Origin of the sequence: Hirschia baltica ATCC 49814 (genome assembly GCF_000023785.1) — a bacterium.
Lineage (GTDB): Bacteria > Pseudomonadota > Alphaproteobacteria > Caulobacterales > Hyphomonadaceae > Hirschia > Hirschia baltica.
Window position 1 is genome coordinate 1824135 of record NC_012982.1, and the last position, 20232, is coordinate 1844366.

Here is a 20232-nt window from a genome sequence, read left to right on the forward strand (position 1 = left end):
TTAGTTCTTTGGAACTGGAAGAGATTGTTTAGTTACTGAAATAGTAGGTGTTGATGCATCAAGCTTTGAGATAATCAAGTCTGTTTGATCCACACCTTCTCCAGTGTGTATTGTAGAAGATCTGTCGATTACAATATCTGCGCTCGTTTCAGTGATAGCGGCCTGCAGAGCAGGTTCAAGCGCAACAAAAAACTTTTGCCAAGCATCACGTCTCGTTAGTTCTAGCTCAGCTGCACGTTTTTGTTGTGTTTTTTGAAGTTCTACTCTGCGTTTTTCAAAATTTTGAATGCGCGTAACTAGAGCTTTATCTTGCGCAATCGCATTTTGATTCAATGGTGCCAGAGTCGTTTGAAGGGATTGTCCTTCAGCTTGCAGAGAATCGGCACTTGGCTTCAGCTCTTTATTGATTTGCTCAGCAATGTTGTTGAGCTTTTTAGTGACATCCTTACCAGCTTTAGATTGTGTCATAATCTTTGCTTGATCAATCACAATAACGTTTGTTTGAGCTGTAGCTTGCATAACTGCAGGAGAAAGCAAAAACAAAGTTGAAAACGCTACAATTAGTTTTTTTAGGGACATGTTCTGTTTTTCCTAGAATTGGGTCCGTGTACTAAACCGGAAGCTTTCCGTCCGGTCATATTCTTCACTCGCAAGTATTTCTGAGAAGTCAAATCTTATGGGACCAAATGGTGAATCCCAAAACACGCTCAGACCCGCACTTGCACGCAGACCAAAGGTGTCATCTATACTAGTTTCGCTTAAAGCAAAACCGGTTGAACCAAATGTTTCAACAGTCGGATTGGAGCCAGTTTTAGCTATATCATCCAATAATCCAACGCTTCCAAATTCAGTAAATAGTGCTGCACCAATTCCCATTTCTTCCGGAGCAAAAGGAATAGGAATAGATAGCTCTACAGTTCCAATAGCATACGCTTTACCACCTAGAGCCGTACCAAGCGCACGAATCTGAGGCTCAACAGTAACGCCATTTCCATCTGTAGATAACGACCCGTATGCACGCTCTCCTCCATCACCTTCTACGGCTGCAACCAGAACGCCATTTTCGTTCAAGACCGCTTCTGAGAGATTACCTGTATTTACGAAAGTTCCAACCGGCAGCCCAGTTGAGCTACTGATACCTGAATAGTAAATCAATTGACCATCAGAATCTGCTGGAGCGCCAGCATAATTTTCTACGACGAGATCAGAAACGACATTGGTCTGGCGTGGGCCCAATCCTGCAGTATCAAATCCACGGAATGTATTTCCACCCTTGTAAAACCTATTATTTACGCGAATGGAATCATCATTCCAACCATCAATATATCCTGCCTTGACGCCTGCAGTAAGTGTAAACCCGGGCGCAATGCCCTTATACGTCGATGCATTCAACTCTTGCTTAACGTAATTAACATCTCCACCAAGACCAGCAAAATCTTGTTGCCAAGTTATTCTATATCCACCTGTCGGGTCGATAGGGTCATTCCGGTGGTCTCGAACCAATGAATATCCAACAGAAGACGTTAACTGCTCTCCTAATTGGTCACATATACTAATGCTGTTGGTGAGTAGACATTGCTCACGACTTTCGATGGTTGATCTTGTGCCATCACTATTGGTCTGAGCTAATTGGAGGTCATCTTGTCTTAAATTATATCTGAGTCCCAATTGCGTTCTATTTCCCAAAGGAAAGCCAACGCGAAGCCCTGCTCCAATCACGCTATTTGAGTAATTCGCAATATTTAAATAGTTGGTTTTGTTCGCATAAAGGTCAAAACCTGCAGCCATATTTCTGTCCTGAAACCTTGGCTCTGTGAAACGGAATTCGTAATTTTCTTGATATTGTGACGATTGAATATTCGCAGTAACAGACTGTCCACGGCCGCGGAAGTTCCGCTGTGTTGCAGATACAGAGACTAGAAAAGCATCTGCTGAAGAATACCCAACTGAGAACGCTAATTCTCCAGTGGGCTGTTCTTGGACTGCGACTTTCACAATCGTTTTATCAGGAGCTGAACCTGGCTCTTCAGTGATCTCTACGTCTTTAAAGAAACCCAGACTTCTGATGCGGTTTCGAGATTGATCTAAAAGAATCCGGTTGAAAGCATCACCTTCTGCCAATAGAAGTTCTCTTCTAACAACATGGTCTAGTGTTTGCGTGTTCCCAACAATATCCAAGCGTTCAACATAAACACGCGGCCCTTCATCGACGACAAAAGTAACATTTACCTTTTGAGTTTCAGGATCTCTGTCTATTTGAGGTTTAACATCCACAGATGCATATCCTGCACTACCAGCTGCAAAAGTAATTGCTTCAACCGCATCCTCGATAAGGTCTGCTTTATAAAGATTACCTTCTCTTGTCGGGACAATAGCCTTCAATCTTACTGTTGATAATTTTTCAAGCGTTGTTTCAACACTAATTTCACCGAAATTATACAGGGGACCTTCATCTATGGTGAAGGTCATATAAAAATCTTTTTGATCCGGCGTTAACTCCGCAATAGAAGATGTTACGCGGAAATCAGCATACCCTTCATTTGTATAAAACTGACGTAGAAGCTCTCTGTCATATTCCATACGATCTGGATCAAAGTTATCGTTTGATTCAAAGACCCGCCACCATCTAGACTGACGTGTCACAACTTCCGAACGCAGCTTACTATCTTTAAAAACTTCATTACCGATAAAGTTAATTGATTTCACACCCGTTTTGGGACCTTCGGTTATCTCAAATATAAGATCCACACGGTTCTGCGCTAAAGGCTTATATGTTGGAGTAACCGATGCTGCAAAACGACCTGCTCGCCGGTAAGCTTCTAGAATTTTTTGTACATCTTGCTGAACTCTCGCTTGTGTAAACACTTCACGCGGCGCAGCTTCTGTTTCTTCAGTCAGTTTATCATCGCGAATGGAGCTATTGCCCTCAAATATCACCTGATTGATGATTGGATTTTCACTGACGCGAACAACAAGTTCGCTACCATTCTTTTCAAAAAGCACATCTGCAAACAATTGCGTTGCAAAAAGCGTTTTCAGTGACAAATCCAGACGTTCGGAGTCAAAATTATCTCCAGGCTCTACAAGTAAGTATGAGAGAATAGTTCTGGTTTCAATTCTTTGATTGCCTTCGACAACTATATGCGAAATTGCTTCTTGGTTAACAGATTGAGCGTGCACTAAGGCCGATCCACTCAGTTCTGCAACTGCAAAATAAGCACCAGCTGAAGTCGTCAGTGCCAGTGCACTCGCGAACAAAGATCGCATGTTAGTATCCTCTACACGTCTCAAAACGCCCTGCCTTGCCTTAATCATACTCTTATGACAACAGGCCGCTAAAAACATCAAGCAGCCCAAGCCGCCTAATATCATTCCAAGTAACAGCGATAAAGAAAACCCCGACTACCGCAAGCCCCCCACGCAGAAGATATTCCTGAAACTTCAGAGAAACTTCTGATCCAACAACTGTTTCGTAAAGACCCAACAACGCAGAATAGCCATCCAACATTGGAATCGGCAACAGGTTGAAAAAACCAATACTTACTGAGAACATCGCAATCAATTCAAGCATTTGCCAGAATGTACCGCTCAGCCTTTCTTTAAATCCAATATCTGTTCGTTTCATATTGCTGTCGACAACGCGATCAGCAATATCTCCCATTCCCAATGGGCCTCTCATCTTGTCAAAGTTATCTTTGCCGAAAATAAGGCGGTTTAAGACTTTTAATGTTTTCCTGATGACATTCGCCGTTTGGTCAGCACCTAAGCTAACTGCTTCGAATGTAGACACGTCTTCAATAGCGATCAACTTAGACGACATACTTACACCGATACGGCCGATTTCATCTTCTATTCCTAGGCGTTCATTAATGAACATCTCTCGACGTGGAATGACGATTAAATCAATTTCTTCACCATTACGAAGAAGCGAGAGTTTTACAGGTTCGTCAGCACTATACGCGACCGCTTCAATGACATCTCCCGCACTAGAAACTGCTCTGTCGTCAGCTGCAACGATAATATCTCCATCCAATACACCAGCCTCATACGCTGCACTATTTTCCAGAACATTCTCGACAGTAACATCGCCATACAAAGGCTTACCTTGGCTAAAAATAACCGCATAAATTAAGATAGCCAATATAAAATTCGCTACTGGTCCAGCCATGGAGACAATGACTCTTTGCCAAGCAGCCAAGTCTTTGTAATATCGTCCTTTGGGCTTTTTTGGATTGTCAGAAATAGAATTATCGCCTTCTTGTTCACCAACGAATTTGACAAACCCTCCAAGCGGCAACCAATTTAATCGCCAACGCGTATTTCTCTTGTCTGAAACTTCAAAAATAGATTTTCCAAAACCAAATGCAAAAGATTCAACAGCCGCCCCAAAAGCGCGGCCGGCATAATAATGTCCAAGCTCGTGTATAGTTACAACGACGCCAATCATAATGATGAACGGAACGACAGAGGAAACAATTGAAAACAGATTAAGGAACTGGCTTACTAGAACGTCCATATTTAAAAATGGTCCTCTAAAATTCTACTTAGGTTAGCCCGTAACATGCAGGTGCTATGCCTTAATCGCTTCAAGCGCAAGTTTTCTTGCCAGACCATCTAACTCGAACACATCATCAAAACTGTTAGGGTCAGTCATAGCTCCGAATTCATCAGATGCAAACCGATCTAGCAATTTTTCAGTTGTACGCGTTATATCCATAAAACCAATAACATTATTCAAAAAAGCATCTACTGCGATTTCGTTGACAGCGTTAATTACATTTGGTGCCCAAGCTCCTAGGGTTAAAGCTTTACGAGCCAATGAGACCGCTGGAAACCTTGCATCATCTGGTGTTTCGAAACTCAAGCTACCGATTCTACCTAAATCCAGTCTTTCTAATCCTGGCACCGGCATTCGATTAGGCCATGCCAAAGCATAAGAAATAGGCGTTCGCATATCCGGCATACCAAGTTGTGCCAGAACGGAACCATCATCATATGAAACCAAACTATGTACTATGGACTGGGGGTGGATTAATACATCAATCTTTTCTTCAGGTGTATTAAAAAGATAAGATGCCTCTATCAACTCCAGAGACTTATTCATCATCGTTGCACTATCTACTGAAATTTTAGCACCCATTGACCAGTTCGGATGGGAAATAGCCTGTTCAGGAGTAGCTTCTCGCATTTCATCAATAGTAGATGTTCTAAACGGGCCTCCGGATGCGGTTAAAATCAGTTTTTCTACTCTTTTGTGATTATCAAGAACTTGAAATATAGCATTATGTTCCGAATCAACGGGCAGCAATGTTGCATTATATTTTTTAGCTTCACTCAAGAATAACACTCCTGCGCAAACAATACTTTCTTTGTTTGCAAGAGCTATTTTTGCACCTTGTTTGATCCCCTCAAGAGTTGGCCTTAAAGCGGCCGCCCCCGTTATGGCAGAAACCAATGTATCACATTGTCTAGCGGCAGCGTCGACCAATCCAGTTTCACCTGAGGCACATTCAATACCAGTACCGGCCAACAAATCTTTCAATTCTTGATATTTATTTTCATTTCCAATTGCAGCAAATTCTGCATTAGTTTCAATGGCTAATTTTGCTAATTCTTGAACACTATTCTGAGCTGTTAGAGAAACAACTTTAAACTCAGGCATGTCCGCACAATTTTGCTTTAAAATCGAAATAGTAGAACTACCAATGGAACCAGTGGCACCCAGCAATGAAACTTTGACCTGTTCTGACACCCTCAATCCCCCAATAAACTAAGCATAATATCGGGAAAAAACAGATTCATTATCGCAGCAATCGATACAGCAGCCATCAGGCCGTCCAATCGGTCTAATAAGCCACCATGTCCAGGAATGATGTTTGACATATCTTTGATCCCAAACTTCCGTTTAAACATCGATTCGATGAGATCACCTTGTTGCGCGGCAATAGATAAGAAAATTGCCCAAAACAGCCACATTATCATAGAAGATTGAGTGAGGTTGGCTGCAGCTGCACCCGCAAGAGCCGCATAAATCACTCCACCTATCGCTCCGGTCCATGTTTTATTCGGACTATTTTTAGGAGCTAATAATGGACCTCCATACGCTTTTCCAGCCAAATATCCGGCGGTATCTGTTCCCCAAACTATTGCGAAAATAGCAAACATCATAAATTGCGTGTTGGTCGACAATTCACGTAAATAAACAAATGCACCAAAGGGAAAAGTAACGTAAACCGCCCCAAACATGAGAGATAAGGGATGTAATTTATACAATCTTCCAAGTAAATAAATTACAATTGCGGACACAATAGAAACCATCGAAACGACGGCCAGCCCGATACCTCCAGCATATATCGCCGTCAAACCCGCAAAACTAAACATACCACAGAGACTATATGTTTTCCATTTTACTTGTCCCTTGCCCACCATAAATGCCCACTCGCAAGCTGCGATAATTGCACAAATGGCGGTGAGCACTTTAAATACGACTCCGCCTTGAACTACAGCTAGGACACAAACGGGAGCAAGAACGAGCGTAGCAACTATACGCTTGATAAAGTTAGCACTTACAGACGTATTTGGGTGAGAAACACCCTCAGCAGCTGGAGAAGATGTTGGATTTAATTCATTCTCTAAATTAGCTTTCGATGACTTTGGAAGGCTCGACTCCGCCAAATCGTCGGTTACGATTTTTGAAGACATCTATTGCCCGCTCCATATCAACTTTGCCAAAATCTGGCCACAATATATCTAAGAACATCAACTCTGAATAGGCGATTCCCCACAATAGGAAATTACTAATTCTTAGTTCACCGCTCGTTCTGATGAGTAAATCCACATCAGGAAGGTCAGACGACCACATATGCTGCTGCATAATGGACTCATCTATACTTTCTGGGGAAAGTCGCCCAGCTTGAACATCTGCAGCTATCTTTTGGGCCGCTTCCACTATTTCAGCTCTACCGCCATAATTAAAAGCGATATTGACGTTAAACACTTTATTTTGTGCTGTTTTAGATTCACATTCGTCAATTAACTTTAGAATATCTGCAGGTAAGCCGTCTAACGATCCAAATATCCGAACTCTAACACCTTCTTTATGAAGGCGATTTAGATCTTTTTTTACAAACAATTTTAAAAGCGCAAACAAAGCATCAACCTCAGCTTTGGGCCTGCGCCAGTTTTCTGTTGAAAATGAAAAAACCGTCAGATGTTCAATTGCAAGCGCCTTACAGGCATCCACAGTCTTTCTAAGCGCTTCAACGCCCTCTTTATGGCCAGCTATACGAGGCAACCCCCTAGCTTGCGCCCATCGCCCATTACCATCCATAATTACGGCAACATGTTTAGGCGCATGTCCTTCGTCACCAACTTTAGAATGCTGGGCAATAGGTGTTGTTGAAGCGATAGATGACAACAGTTTATACCTGCATAATCTCTTCTTCTTTTGATTTCACACTAGCATCAACGGAAGAAATTATTTTATCAGTCAATTTCTGCACGTCATCCTCAAGTGATTTTTGCTCATCTTTGGAGATTTCGCCATCCTTCTCCATTTTTTTCAAAATATCCATTCCATCACGGCGCACATTCCGAATGGCAACACGTGCTGATTCTGCATATTTTCCAGCTAATTTAGCTAACTCTGCACGACGCTCTTCATTTAATGGCGGAATAGGAATGCGAAGGTTTTGACCATCCATGACAGGGTTTAATCCTAAACCTGCTTCGCGAATTGCTTTGTCAGCTGCTCCGACAACTGTTTTGTCCCATACGTTCACAGCAAGCATACGCGGCTCAGGAACAGAGATAGAAGCCACTTGAGCCAAAGGAGTTGATGCGCCATACGCTTGAACCATTACAGTATCCAAAAGGTTCACTGATGCGCGTCCTGTGCGCAAACCTGAAAATTCAGTTTTCAGTGATGCAACAGCACCTTCCATACGGCGTTCTAAGTCTTTCATATCAATAGACATAATCTTTTCCTTTTATCCTGCAGTTGGCCCTACTCAATTTTCGATAACAGTACAAATACCATTTCCAGCCAGAACCTCAGCAAGCGATCCTTTATTGTGAATAGAAAACACAACAATCGGTATGTGATTCTCTTTCATTAAACTTACAGCCGTTGCATCCATAACACGAAGGTCTTTATTCAACACCTCCATATAACCTAAGTGATCAAAACGAGTTGCTTCAGGGTCTAGTTTTGGATCAGCGGTATAAACTCCATCAACCTGAGTTCCCTTCAGCATAGCGTCACACCCCATTTCAGCAGCACGCAATGCAGCTCCGGTATCTGTCGTAAAGAATGGATTTCCGGTGCCAGCAGCAAAAATTACCACGCGACCTTTTTCCATATGACGGATAGCTCTACGGCGAATAAAGGGCTCACAAATTTTTGGCATTTCAACGGCGCTTTGCACCCTCGCAGGCACACCAATCTCTTCAAGTGCTCCTTGCATAGCAAGCGCATTCATCACCGTCGCCAGCATCCCCATAGAATCAGCTTGTGCACGTTCCATGCCCTGCCCAACACCTTTAAGTCCTCTAAAAATGTTTCCACCACCGATAACAAGACAAACTTCAGTCCCAGCAGCGATGGCTTCCTTAATTTCCTCGGCTATAGGAAAACAGGCAGCCATATCTATCCCGAACTTTTCTTTGTCAGGTTCAATTTTTCCGGCCAGAACCTCACCTGAAATCTTGAGAAGTACTCGTTTGTATTTTGGTGATTGAAGTTGAGATGCCATAATGTTTTGCCTGCCCTTAGCTAATAAGACCCATCAAAAAAAACGGAGATAGACACTTATCGCCTACCTCCGCTTCTATTCAAGTTCGAAAATGAACTTTATTGTCCAGTTGCAGCGGCAACTTCAGCAGCAAAGTCTTCTTCTTTTTTCTCGATACCTTCACCAAGACGCAACATTGCAAAGCCTTTTAGAGCAACAGGTGCTCCAGCTTCTTTTCCAGCGTTCTCGATGAATTGACCAACAGTCAAGTCTGGGTCCATCACGAAAGTCTGCTCCACCAATACAACTTCTTGGTAAAATTTACGGATACGACCTTCGATCATTTTTTCGATCACTGCTTCAGGTTTGCCTGATTCGCGAGCTTGTTCAGTTAGAACTTGACGCTCACGCTCAACAGCGACAGGATCCAACTCTTCTTTTACAGCAGCTAGCGGGTTTGTTGCAGCAATGTGCATTGCTACTTTACGGCCAACTTCAAGCAACACATCAGTGTTGCCTTCAGATTCGAGACCGACAACAACACCGATTTTTCCAAGTCCGTCAGCTGTAGCCGAGTGAATGTAAGATGCTACCGCACCTTTATCGACAGTCACACTCGCTGAACGACGAAGGCTCATATTTTCACCAATCTTTGCGACCATCCGCTTCAATTGATCTGCAATAGAACCTTCTCCACCGTCAACAGCAGCTGAAGCAGCAAGTGCTTCAACATCGCCATTCACAGCTATTGCGGCTTTTGCAATACCCGCAACTGCTTCTTGGAAAGTTTCGTTGCGAGCAACGAAATCTGTTTCGGCGTTAACCTCAACAACAGCACCTACAGTGCCTTCAACTGCCACACCAACGAGACCATCAGCCGCTACACGACCTTCTTTCTTCGCTGCTTTAGAAAGACCTTTGGCACGAAGCCAATCGATCGCAGCATCAACATCACCGTCATTTTCGGTAAGTGCTTTTTTACAGTCCATCATTCCTGCGCCGGTTTTCTCACGCAGGTCTTTTACGAGTGCAGCTGTAATTGCGGCCATGTTCAGTTACCTCTCTCAGGATATATGAGTGGTGGATTTAAAAGCTTTAACTTAAGCACCTTCAGAAGGTGTTTTTGTTTCTGTTGTTTCTTCTGTTTCAGCAGTTTCTTCAACAGCAACTTCAGCACTTGCTTCTGCAGCTGCAACTTCAACAGCGATAGATTCAAGAGCGACTTCAGAAATGTCTTCTGCTTCACCCAAGTCCACACCTAGTTCCATTGAAGATTCTGCTAGTCCATCGAGAACAGCATCAGCAAACAAGTTAGTGTAAAGCTGGATTGCACGTGTCGCGTCATCGTTACCTGGGATCGGGAAATCCACTTCATCAGGGTCACAATTTGTATCCACGATTGCAACAACTGGAATACCAAGCTTACGAGCTTCTTTAACAGCAATAGATTCTTTGTTTGTGTCGATTACGAACATGATTGATGGAAGACCACCCATGTTACGAATTCCACCAAGAACGCGCTGAAGTTTTTCTTGCTCACGAGTAAGCTTCAAAAGTTCTTTTTTAGTAAGACCAGTACCGTCACCTTGTGACAACAAGTCATCTAATTCACGTAGACGTTTAATAGAGTTTGAAACAGTCGACCAGTTTGTCAAAGTTCCACCAAGCCAACGATCGTTCATGAAGTACTGAGCTGAACGCTCAGCTGCTTCTGCAACAGCTTCTGAAGCTTGACGTTTTGTTCCAACAAAAAGAACACGTCCACCTTTAGCGACAGTATCGCGCACTTGAACCAAAGCTTGGTGAAGAAGGGGAACTGTTTGTGAAAGGTCAAGGATGTGAATCCCAGAACGCGCACCAAAAATGTAGCGATCCATTTTAGGATTCCAGCGGTGTTTTTGGTGACCAAAGTGTACACCAGCTTCTAATAGCTGACGCATAGTAAATTCAGGTAGTGCCATATCAATTTTCCTATCCGGTTAGCCGCCGCGGGTTGGCTGAACGATTCAGCACCGGAAAATAACCCACGTGTCGGAATAAAGCGCGCTTATACTCATTTTTCCAGCGCTGACAACCCACCAGACAAAATCATCTTAGATTATGCGGCCACGGGCGTGACTCTCTCCACTCCGACAACTGATTTCAAAGCTGACATAGCAGCATAATCCATGGGATAATGCCCATCCAACTCAAGCGTGATTAACCGTTGATCTTCTAAAGGAATTTCAACTTGAATTATCCCTATAGTTTGAGAAGACACTTCTCTCAACTGAACAGCGACATGTGCAAGTTGCTCCATACTCGCTAGGTCACCTACTCTCACGCATAATTTTGCTGGTGCTCCGAGTGCAGCTTTGTCGAGTGGGCGCGCACCATCAACAGAGAAACGCAACTCATCATCTTTTCGGCGCACTTTGACGTGAACGTTGACCCGACTTCCTACTTCAAAATAATCTCGAGTCTCGGCCAATGTTTCAGGGGCAACAAATAACTCATACTCCCCAGATGGATCTGATAAAGTGATATAAGCAAATTTCCCACCTCCACTCATAGAAGGCTTTTCAACGCGTACTTTGACAACTCCTATCATTTCAAGTGCTGCACGTTCCCTGCCTAACTCCATCATTTGAGAAGATAAAACAATTCTTTCCCTAGCCGGCCCTTCAAGAATATCATCGAGAGGGTGACCAGAAAGGTAGAATCCAACACTTGAAAGTTCATAGTCCAAAATCTTCTCTGAACTCCACGGTGCAGCTTTAGGTAGTTTTGGTCTCATCGGAGGTTCATCACCAAAAAGGCTATTTTGATTTGAGTTTCTATCCCTATTGGCCGCGTTAGACATTGCTGCAAGCATTTCGGACGCTTCAAAAGCTTTAGCTCTGTTCTTCTCTAATTGGTCGAAACCTCCACATTTAGAGAGTGCTTGATAGACGCGCTTATTGATTTGACGCGGATCAACACGTTCAGCAAAGTCAAACAAATCTTCGAATGGCTTTTCATTTCTAGCGCGCTCAACATCCAGCATCGCTTCTTTACCAACGCCCTTAACTGCTCCTAACGCATAGTAAATCTTTTGGTCTCGCACATCAAAATCAGCGTTACACAAGGTAATATCTGGCGTAACGACTGGAATTTTTAAACGTTTGGTTTCCTGAAAGAAAGCAGCCAGTTTTTCGGTATTTGTTAGGTCGAGACTCATTGATCCAGCCAAAAACTCGACAGGGTGTTTAGCTTTCAGGTAAGCCGTTTGATAAGCGATTACAGCATAGGCAGCAGCGTGAGATTTGTTGAAACCATACCCAGCAAACTCATTCACCAATTCAAAAATGAATTCCGCTCGTTCTTTGGATACGTCTTTCTTCGCAGCACCTTCCAAAAACCGCACCTTCTGTTTCAGCATCTCTTCAGGTTTTTTCTTACCCATGGCGCGACGCAAAAGGTCAGCCTCACCCAATGAATACCCCGCAAGTATTTGCGCAATGCGCATAACTTGCTCCTGATACACAATAACCCCGTATGTTTCTTCTAGAACAGGTTTCAAGTCATCATGGAGATAATCTATTTCTTCACGACCTTCTTTACGCGCAACATAGGTGTCGATGTTTTTCATCGGGCCCGGTCTATAAAGCGAAATAAGCGCGATAATATCTTCTATACAGTCCGGCTTCACCTTGCGAAGCGTATCCCGCATACCTGTTGATTCAAGCTGAAATACGCCAAGTGTTTCACCTGAAGAGAGCAATTTATAAGCCTCTTCGTCATCAAAAGTGTGCCATTTTTCTGTGAGCTGTTTGCCTTCTGAAATCACAAATTTAAGTGCTCTTTGAATAACGGTCAGAGTTTTTAGACCAAGAAAGTCAAATTTAACCAATCCGTTGTGTTCAGCCCACTTCATATTGAATTGTGTCGCAGGAATATCTGATTTTGGATCCTTATAGAGCGGCGATAACTCTACAAGTGGTCGGTCACCGATCACAACACCAGCGGCGTGCGTTCCAGCATTCCTGTACAATCCCTCAAGCTCTAAAGCTGTTTCTACAAGATTGCGAACATCTTCATTTTCCCGCATTTCTTGCTTGAATTTCGGCTCTCCATCAATCGCTTCTTGAAGCGTAGGAGGGTTTGCAGGATTAAAAGGAATAAGCTTTGAAAGTTTATCAACTTGACCAAACGGCAATTGATGTACACGGCCCACATCGCGAATAACCGCTTTTGCTTGCAATGTACCATAAGTGATGATCATCGCCACACGATCCGCACCATATTTTCGTTTGGTATATTCAATCACCTCATGTCGCCGATCTTGACAGAAATCGACATCGAAATCGGGCATAGACACACGTTCAGGGTTCAAAAAACGTTCGAAAAGCAGCCCAAATCGCAGTGGATCCAAATCAGTGATCGTCAATACCCAAGCGACAAGGGAACCGGCACCAGAACCACGACCAGGGCCAACCGGAATATCATGCTCTTTTGCCCATTTAATAAAATCAGAAACGATCAAGAAATATCCAGGAAAACCCATTTGCCGAATTATGTTCAGCTCAAAGTCCAACCTATCCCAATAGACCTGCTCTTCTTCATATAAAATACCCGATGAAAGCCGCATTTTAAGGCCTTCTCGCGCTTGACGGTCCAACTCTTCTCCTTCGTCTCCATCATCACCTGTAAAATTGGGTAGAATAGGTTTTCGCCAAGCGGGGCGATAAGAACAGCGGCGCGCAATCTCGCAAGTATTTTCAATTGCTTCTGGCAGGTCGGAAAAGAGATTAATCATCTCTTCTTCCGTTTTCATATATTGCTCGGGAGACGCTTTGGGCCGATCCTGCACTGAAACATATGTAGAGCCTGCAATACATAGCAATGCATCATGCGCTTTGTGCTGCGCTCTTTTGATGAAACGCGCCTCATTCGTCGCCACTAATGGCAAATCAAGCTCATAAGCCAAATCTACCAATAATTCTTCTGCTTTATCTTCAGTCAAACGTCCGTGACGCTGCAGTTCAACATATAATCGGTTTGGAAAAGCTTCATTTAATTTAAGTAAATACTCACGCGCACCTTCTTCATCACCAGCTGCGCAAAGTTGGGTAACTTCACCATTTCCGCCACCTGTTGTACAAATTAAACCCTCACTGTGCTCAAGGACATCATCGAGATATACGCCCGTGCCGCCACTAGGCGATTCCAAAAATCCCTTAGTCGTTAGGATCATCATATTTTTATACCCAGCTTCATTCTGGGCAAATAATGCTAATTCAGTTGGTTCAGCAGCAGGGTTTATTCTGTCATAAATATGCAGTGTTATTGCAATAATGGGTTGCACACCCATTGGCGCTAAAGTTTCTGACAACTCCAAAGCACCAAACATGTTATTGTCATCGGTGATCGCAACAGCCGGAAAACCGTTTTCAAATGTCCATTTGCAGAGCTTCTTTATCGTGATCATTGAACCAAGAAGCGACAATGCCGATCTCACCCGAAGATGCACAAAACGGGGCTTATCCAAACTAGCAATCTTAGTAGTTTCAGACATTTTATTGCAGCTCCGTCTAATCAATCAGCATAGTGAAGGTGTTTATATTTTTCGTAAGCCTTCAATCAACTTATCGAAATGAATTGTTAGATATCCGCATCGGTAAGTTGACCATCTTTTAAGGTCAAAACGCGATCCATATAAGTCGTCAATTCTAGATTATGCGTTGCAACGAGAACCGCTACTTGTTCAGTTCTGGCAGTATCAAAAAGGCTTTGAAATACTGCCGTAGTTGTCATCGGATCTAAATTTCCCGTTGGTTCATCAGCAATCAAAACGCGCGGCTGATTTGCTAATGATCTTGCAATCGCGACACGTTGCTGCTCGCCACCAGACAATTGACCCGGTTGATGCCGCTCACGTTCTGATAAACCCATAGCTTGCAAGAGTTTACTCGCGCGCTCTCGTGCTATTTTCCTATTCACACCATCAATCATCAAAGGAGCTGCGACGTTATCTATCGCGTTCAGCTCAGGAAGAAGATGATGAAATTGATAAACGAAACCAAGTTTTTTACGCCGAGTGAGTGTACGCTCTCTTTCACTCATACGTGCAGCATCCACATCATCAATCTCGACCAATCCAGAATCGGGTGATTCCAAGAGCCCAGCCGTGTGTAATAATGTCGACTTACCCGATCCAGATGGACCAACCAACCCCACCATTTCGCCAGGTCGCAACTCTAAATTTGCGCCCTTCAAGACTTCTAGTGCACCTTCCCCCGTTGAATAAGTCCTACAGACATCAACTAGGCGCATTATAGGTTTTCGTTGAGAGATTGGTGTTATGCTCATTGGTTTCTCAATGCCTCAACAGGATCAAGGCGTGATGCCCACATAGATGGTATCAAAGTTGTCAAAACTGTCATTAGAAATGCCCAGCCTGTCACAATGGCAACTTCTGACCACTGCAGTTTCGCTGGTATAGCGTTCAATTGATAAACTGATTTTGGAAAAATCTCACATCCACATACAAATTCAACACCGTGCTGTATCGGTGCGATGTTCAACACAAACATGACACCCAATATTAAACCAACACCAACACCAACGCCGCCAAGTATCGACCCACTCATCAAGAATATTCTAACAACGCCGCCTCGTGTTGCTCCTATCGTTCTTAAAATTGCGATATCTCTAGCTTTATTCTTAACAAGCATAAGAACCCCTGTGATAATGTTCAGGGCCGTAATCATGACGACGATCATCATAATCAATCGCATGACATTTCGTTCTACCACCAACGCACCAACTAATTGTGCGTTCAACGATTTCCAATCTCTAGCATACCGATTGGTGATCCCTTTTTCACGCAAGCTCCTTACTAGGTTTTCTGCTTGGTCAGGGTCTTCAATTCGAACACCTAGATACTGATAGCTGTCACCTTTGGAAAAAAACAACCGCGCATGAGCCATAGGCATTATCACTGTATACCGATCGTATTTTTCATTTCCGACATTATAAATTGCAGTAACGGTATAGACTTTTGAGCGAGGCACCTGCCCCATAACAGTACTTGGCCCATTGGGAGATAATAATTTTATCCTAGATCCAACCACAGCTCCCATAGAGCGCGCCAATCCTTCTCCAATTACAATTGTATCTGAACGCGTTCCTTCCACGCCAAATTGGCTGAGGTCACCCTCACTGATATGAGAAACGATTAAATCTATGGCTTCTAAATCATGTGGTCGAAGGCCTTTTACGGATACCCCTTCTTTGCGCCCACCGGAATCCGCCAAGACCATTTCTTCAATCACAGGCGCAACATTCACTACGCCATCTAATTCACTGATACGTCTACCTAGATCGTCAGCATCTGCGGTTGGCATTTCGACTGCATTTACATACACGTGCGGCTCAAAACCAACGACTTTTGAAAGCAATTCTAGCCGAAATCCATTCATGATCGACATGATAGTGATAAGCGCAAATACGGCCAATGTAACACCGACTGTAGAAACAACAGAAATCAGCGCTAAACCGCCATGCTCACGCTTTGCCCGAATGTACCGGAATGCAAGCATCCGTTCAAACGGACCAAAGGGCTGTGTGCCTTTTGCGTGCTCATCCAAGCCATCAACGCGAACAGATAACTCGGAAGCAGTTTGAGATCCGTTTGACATCCGTTTTAGGCACTCGCTGTTAGTTTATTCAATGCAGCGTCGAGACTCATTTCTTCCGTCACGCCGCTTATGCGGTCTTTAACTTCAACTACGCCATTTTTAAGACCACGCGGCCCAATAACGATAGCTTTTGGAATACCAATCAGCTCGAGAGTTGAAAGTTTTGCGCCCGGACGATCATCACGGTCATCATACATTGGATCTAATCCAGTAGCCCGAAGTTTCGCATAAACATCTTCACATGCCTTATCGCAAGCCTCATCACCCTGCCGAAGATTAACTACCGCAGACTTGAAAGGAGCAACCTCTTCAGGCCAAATTACGCCTTTGTCATCATGACAAGCTTCAATAATAGCACCGAGCAGACGAGACACCCCAACGCCATAAGAACCCATATGAACGGGCGCTTCCTTACCTTCTGGTGTCATAACCTTTGCCTTCATAGGCTCAGAATACTTCGTGCCAAAATTGAAGATATGACCAACCTCTATACCACGTGCAGAAACACGTCGCTCCTCTGGTACTTCTGACTCAAACTTAGTTTGATCATGCATTTCTTCTGTTGCTGCATAATATTGCGTGCGCTTTTCAAATTCACCCAGCAAATCACTGTCGAAGTCCAGATCCAGTCCAGGCGGAGGCATATTTACTAATTCAGCATCACAAAAGACTTCACTCTCGCCTGTTTCAGCTAGAATGATAAATTCGTGAGATAGATCCCCACCGATAGGGCCAGTATCCGCACGCATAGGCACGGCTTTCAGTCCCATTCTAGAAAATGTGTTTAGATAGGCACAAAACATTTTGTAATAGCTTTTTCGCGCTTCTACTTCATTTACGTCAAATGAATAGGCGTCTTTCATCAAAAATTCGCGCCCACGCATCACCCCAAAACGTGGTCGAATTTCGTCACGAAATTTCCATTGAATATGATAGAGATTCAGCGGCAATTGTTTGTAAGATTTCACATAAGAACGAAAGATATCAGTTATGACTTCTTCATTCGTTGGGCCAAACAACATTTCTCGGTCATGCCTATCGGTAATGCGCAGCATTTCCTTGCCATACGCATCATAGCGACCGCTTTCTTTCCAAAGGTCAGCTGGTTGTATGGTCGGCATTAAAAGCTCAATCGCACCAGCACGATTTTGTTCTTCGCGAACGATATTCTCAATTTTCTTCAGTACACGGAGTCCCAGAGGAAGCCATGTATAAATCCCAGAACCGGTTTGTTTCACCATTCCAGCGCGCAGCATTAGCTGGTGAGAAATAATCTTCGCTTCTGCAGGTGTCTCTTTTAGAACGGGCAGGAAAAATTTAGACAACCGCATACCTGGTCGACTCCTTTAGAGTAATAATCATTTTTCTGGATAAACGGCCTGCTCGTCCTACGCAACCAATAATACGCCCCAAGTCGATCTATCGGAGACTTATCTGTCTGTGTAATCTATAAATTCGATAAGGTCAGCGAACAGCCCCGAAACCATGCCAAGCCAAAACACAAACGTAAACAACGCGCCACCAGCAATCGCAATAACAGCTTTTTTGGGTAATTGATGATCTATTGGAGCCGATGCTTCAGATCCAGCGACTACTTCACCATTCTCTTCTTGTGTGACTGTTCCTCGAGAAATGAGAGGAAAGAACACAATCCATGATGAGATAAACCAAACAATGCCAATCTCGATCATTCCCATATTCATTTCCTCTCTTACTATCTCAATAATTAGTGGCTAGCTGGTTCCATTAATTCGATAAGGACACCGTTTGAGTTTTTCGGGTGGATAAAAATCATTGGCGTTCCATGGGCACCTATACGCGGTTGCCCGATAATTGAAGCACCCGCTGCTTTTGCGTCCTCAATAGCTTGAGTCACGCTATCGACTTCAAAACATACGTGATGTTGACCACCTTTAGGGTTTTTCTCCAAAAAATTCCGAATAGGAGATTTTTCGCCCAATGGTTCAATCAACTCTATCTGAGAATTGGGTAGATTTACAAACGCGACGCGAACGCCTTGCGCCTCCATTTCAAATGGTTGCACAAATTCTGTCGCGCCATAGAGCGTGCGATAGGTCTCCATCGCCTCTTCCAAATTTGGAACAGCAACCCCGACATGGTTTAAAGGACCAATTTTCAATTTATTCTCCCGTGCGTATTTTTATAATTATCTACACTCGAAGAATAGATATATCGACGAGTGGTCTTTTCCCAAATAACCCCTCTGCAGATTTGCGTACACTGCGCAAAAGCGCGCGCTCCACTTTATCATCGTCATCGATATCTTTACGGGAAACCTTATCCATTGCCGTTTCAGCTGCTTCATCTAATTGATCAAGCGACTCATCGACAACACGGCCATCAAGCTCAGAAAAACCTCTAGCCGTCACATAAGGGCCATCCTTAATCACACCTTTTTCATCTATCGCGATACTAACACTTAGATGACCAGACCAAGACATGCGCCGTCTTTCCTGCATTCCGCCTGAATGCTCTGGTGTAAGTCTATTTCCGTCTAAGAATAATCGCCCTGTTGGAACTTCATCAACCACTCGCGCCGGCCCAGGTGCTAAGCAAATTAGATCACCATTATTTGGCGTGATTGCTTCAGGAACCTGCATAGATAGAGCGTAACGCGCATGTTCGATAATGTGACGACGTTCTCCGTGCACAGGCACTGAAATTTTAGGTTTTGCCCATGAATACATACGTCGCAATTCGTCACGACATGGGTGACCGGAAACATGTATATGCTCTTGACGATCAGTGATGATCTTTACGCCGTTTTCAGCCAGTGCATTTTGAAGATCAAAGATTCCACGTTCATTACCCGGAATGACCCGAGAAGAGAACATAACAGTATCTCCTTCACCCATTTTTACACTCGGGTGACTTCCAGTCGCTATCTTTGATAAAGCAGCTCTTGGCTCACCTTGTGATCCTGTACAAAGATAAAGTACATTTTCAGGAGCAAGATGCTGGGCATCACTCGCCTCAACAAAATGAACATCTTTGAGCAAACCAACTTCTTTTGCCGCGTCCGTAATTCGGAACATGGAACGCCCGACCAAACAAACTGACCGTTCATTTTCCATTGCAGCAATACAACAACTCTCCAAGCGAGCCACATTGGAAGCAAATGTCGTAATTGCCACTTTTCCAGTTTGTTCGCCAACAACTTTAATTAAGTTTTCACGGACAGTTTCTTCAGATCCAGATTCGCCTTCTTCAAAAACGTTTGTTGAATCACATACGATGGCAAGAATGCCTTCTTCACCTAGCTCTTTTATCCGCTCCTCATCGAAACCTTTGCCAAGCATTGGATTTGGATCAATCTTCCAGTCGCCAGTATGAAAAATCACGCCTGCAGGTGTTCTAATCACTACACCGTTAGGCTCTGGAATAGAATGTGTGAGCGTTACATATTCAATGTCAAAAGGACCTATTGAACGCTTATCTCCCAAAGGAACAATATTTAATGGAACTTCTTTATCCAATTGCTTTTCTCGCAATTTTTCCTTGATGAGATACGCTGTAAAAGGGGTAGCATAAAGCGGTGCACGTAAACGCGGCCAAAGGTGCGCAATAGCACCAATATGATCCTCATGCGCGTGTGTGAGTACGATCCCAACGATCTGCTCTCGGATGGTTTCAAGAAACTCAGTGTCAGGCATGATCAAATCTATACCCGGCGTTTCTGGGCCACCGAATGTGACACCAACATCTACGATCAACCACTTCCGGTTAGCCCCGGAGCCAATAGCATAAGCATTTAGATTCATACCGATTTCTCGGCATCCGCCTACTGGCAGAAACAGTAATTCATCTTGAGTCATATT

General features: G+C 43.7%; 17 protein-coding genes. All 17 read right to left on the minus strand.

Annotated features, from left to right (window positions below; all coding sequences use genetic code 11):
- Entirely contained in the window at window positions 1-579 is a 579-nt protein-coding gene (locus HBAL_RS08560) for an OmpH family outer membrane protein (RefSeq protein WP_015827546.1), read from the minus strand.
- A gap of 12 nt (window positions 580-591) precedes the next feature.
- Window positions 592-3267: an outer membrane protein assembly factor BamA gene (bamA, locus tag HBAL_RS08565; RefSeq protein WP_015827547.1), complete on the minus strand. Its 2676-nt coding sequence runs from the start codon at window positions 3265-3267 to the stop codon at window positions 592-594.
- A 52-nt stretch (window positions 3268-3319) separates the two neighbouring features.
- Window positions 3320-4516 carry a M50 family metallopeptidase gene (locus HBAL_RS08570; protein WP_015827548.1) on the minus strand — a complete coding sequence of 399 codons (1197 nt, stop codon included), beginning with the start codon at window positions 4514-4516 and terminating at the stop codon, window positions 3320-3322.
- A 54-nt stretch (window positions 4517-4570) separates the two neighbouring features.
- Window positions 4571-5752 (minus strand): 1-deoxy-D-xylulose-5-phosphate reductoisomerase, encoded by a 1182-nt coding sequence (gene dxr / locus HBAL_RS08575; RefSeq protein WP_015827549.1) that lies wholly within the window; start codon window positions 5750-5752, stop codon window positions 4571-4573.
- 2 nt (window positions 5753-5754) lie between these two features.
- Window positions 5755-6702 carry a phosphatidate cytidylyltransferase gene (locus HBAL_RS08580; protein WP_041301500.1) on the minus strand — a complete coding sequence of 316 codons (948 nt, stop codon included), beginning with the start codon at window positions 6700-6702 and terminating at the stop codon, window positions 5755-5757.
- Window positions 6638-7417 (minus strand): isoprenyl transferase, encoded by a 780-nt coding sequence (locus HBAL_RS08585; protein ID WP_015827551.1) that lies wholly within the window; start codon window positions 7415-7417, stop codon window positions 6638-6640. The genes HBAL_RS08580 and HBAL_RS08585 overlap by 65 nt, the downstream gene beginning before the upstream one ends.
- Window positions 7418-7421: 4 nt before the next feature.
- Window positions 7422-7976 (minus strand): ribosome recycling factor, encoded by a 555-nt coding sequence (gene frr, locus HBAL_RS08590; RefSeq protein WP_015827552.1) that lies wholly within the window; start codon window positions 7974-7976, stop codon window positions 7422-7424.
- A gap of 33 nt (window positions 7977-8009) precedes the next feature.
- On the minus strand, window positions 8010-8753 hold the full coding sequence (gene pyrH / locus HBAL_RS08595) for a UMP kinase (RefSeq protein ID WP_015827553.1): 744 nt from the start codon (window positions 8751-8753) through the stop codon (window positions 8010-8012).
- Window positions 8754-8851: 98 nt separating this feature from the next.
- Complete coding sequence (tsf, locus tag HBAL_RS08600; RefSeq protein WP_015827554.1) at window positions 8852-9781, minus strand: translation elongation factor Ts; 930 nt, start codon at window positions 9779-9781, stop codon at window positions 8852-8854.
- Window positions 9782-9832: 51 nt separating this feature from the next.
- Entirely contained in the window at window positions 9833-10693 is an 861-nt protein-coding gene (rpsB, locus tag HBAL_RS08605) for a 30S ribosomal protein S2 (RefSeq protein WP_015827555.1), read from the minus strand.
- 137 nt (window positions 10694-10830) lie between these two features.
- On the minus strand, window positions 10831-14250 hold the full coding sequence (gene dnaE, locus HBAL_RS08610; RefSeq protein ID WP_041302158.1) for a DNA polymerase III subunit alpha: 3420 nt from the start codon (window positions 14248-14250) through the stop codon (window positions 10831-10833).
- A 104-nt stretch (window positions 14251-14354) separates the two neighbouring features.
- The gene (locus HBAL_RS08615) at window positions 14355-15062 is read right to left on the minus strand and encodes an ABC transporter ATP-binding protein (RefSeq protein ID WP_015827557.1); all 708 of its coding nucleotides are present in this window, start codon (window positions 15060-15062) and stop codon (window positions 14355-14357) included.
- On the minus strand, window positions 15059-16393 hold the full coding sequence (locus tag HBAL_RS08620; protein WP_015827558.1) for a lipoprotein-releasing ABC transporter permease subunit: 1335 nt from the start codon (window positions 16391-16393) through the stop codon (window positions 15059-15061). The genes HBAL_RS08615 and HBAL_RS08620 overlap by 4 nt, the downstream gene beginning before the upstream one ends.
- A gap of 5 nt (window positions 16394-16398) precedes the next feature.
- Complete coding sequence (gene proS, locus HBAL_RS08625) at window positions 16399-17724, minus strand: proline--tRNA ligase (RefSeq protein WP_015827559.1); 1326 nt, start codon at window positions 17722-17724, stop codon at window positions 16399-16401.
- A 99-nt stretch (window positions 17725-17823) separates the two neighbouring features.
- Window positions 17824-18090, minus strand: coding sequence for a DUF1467 family protein (locus HBAL_RS08630; protein ID WP_015827560.1), 267 nt, complete (start codon window positions 18088-18090; stop codon window positions 17824-17826).
- 29 nt (window positions 18091-18119) lie between these two features.
- Window positions 18120-18533, minus strand: a complete 414-nt coding sequence (gene mce, locus HBAL_RS08635) for a methylmalonyl-CoA epimerase (RefSeq protein ID WP_015827561.1) — start codon at window positions 18531-18533, stop codon at window positions 18120-18122.
- Window positions 18534-18564: 31 nt separating this feature from the next.
- The gene (locus tag HBAL_RS08640) at window positions 18565-20229 is read right to left on the minus strand and encodes a ribonuclease J (protein ID WP_015827562.1); all 1665 of its coding nucleotides are present in this window, start codon (window positions 20227-20229) and stop codon (window positions 18565-18567) included.
- Window positions 20230-20232 lie beyond the last annotated feature (3 nt).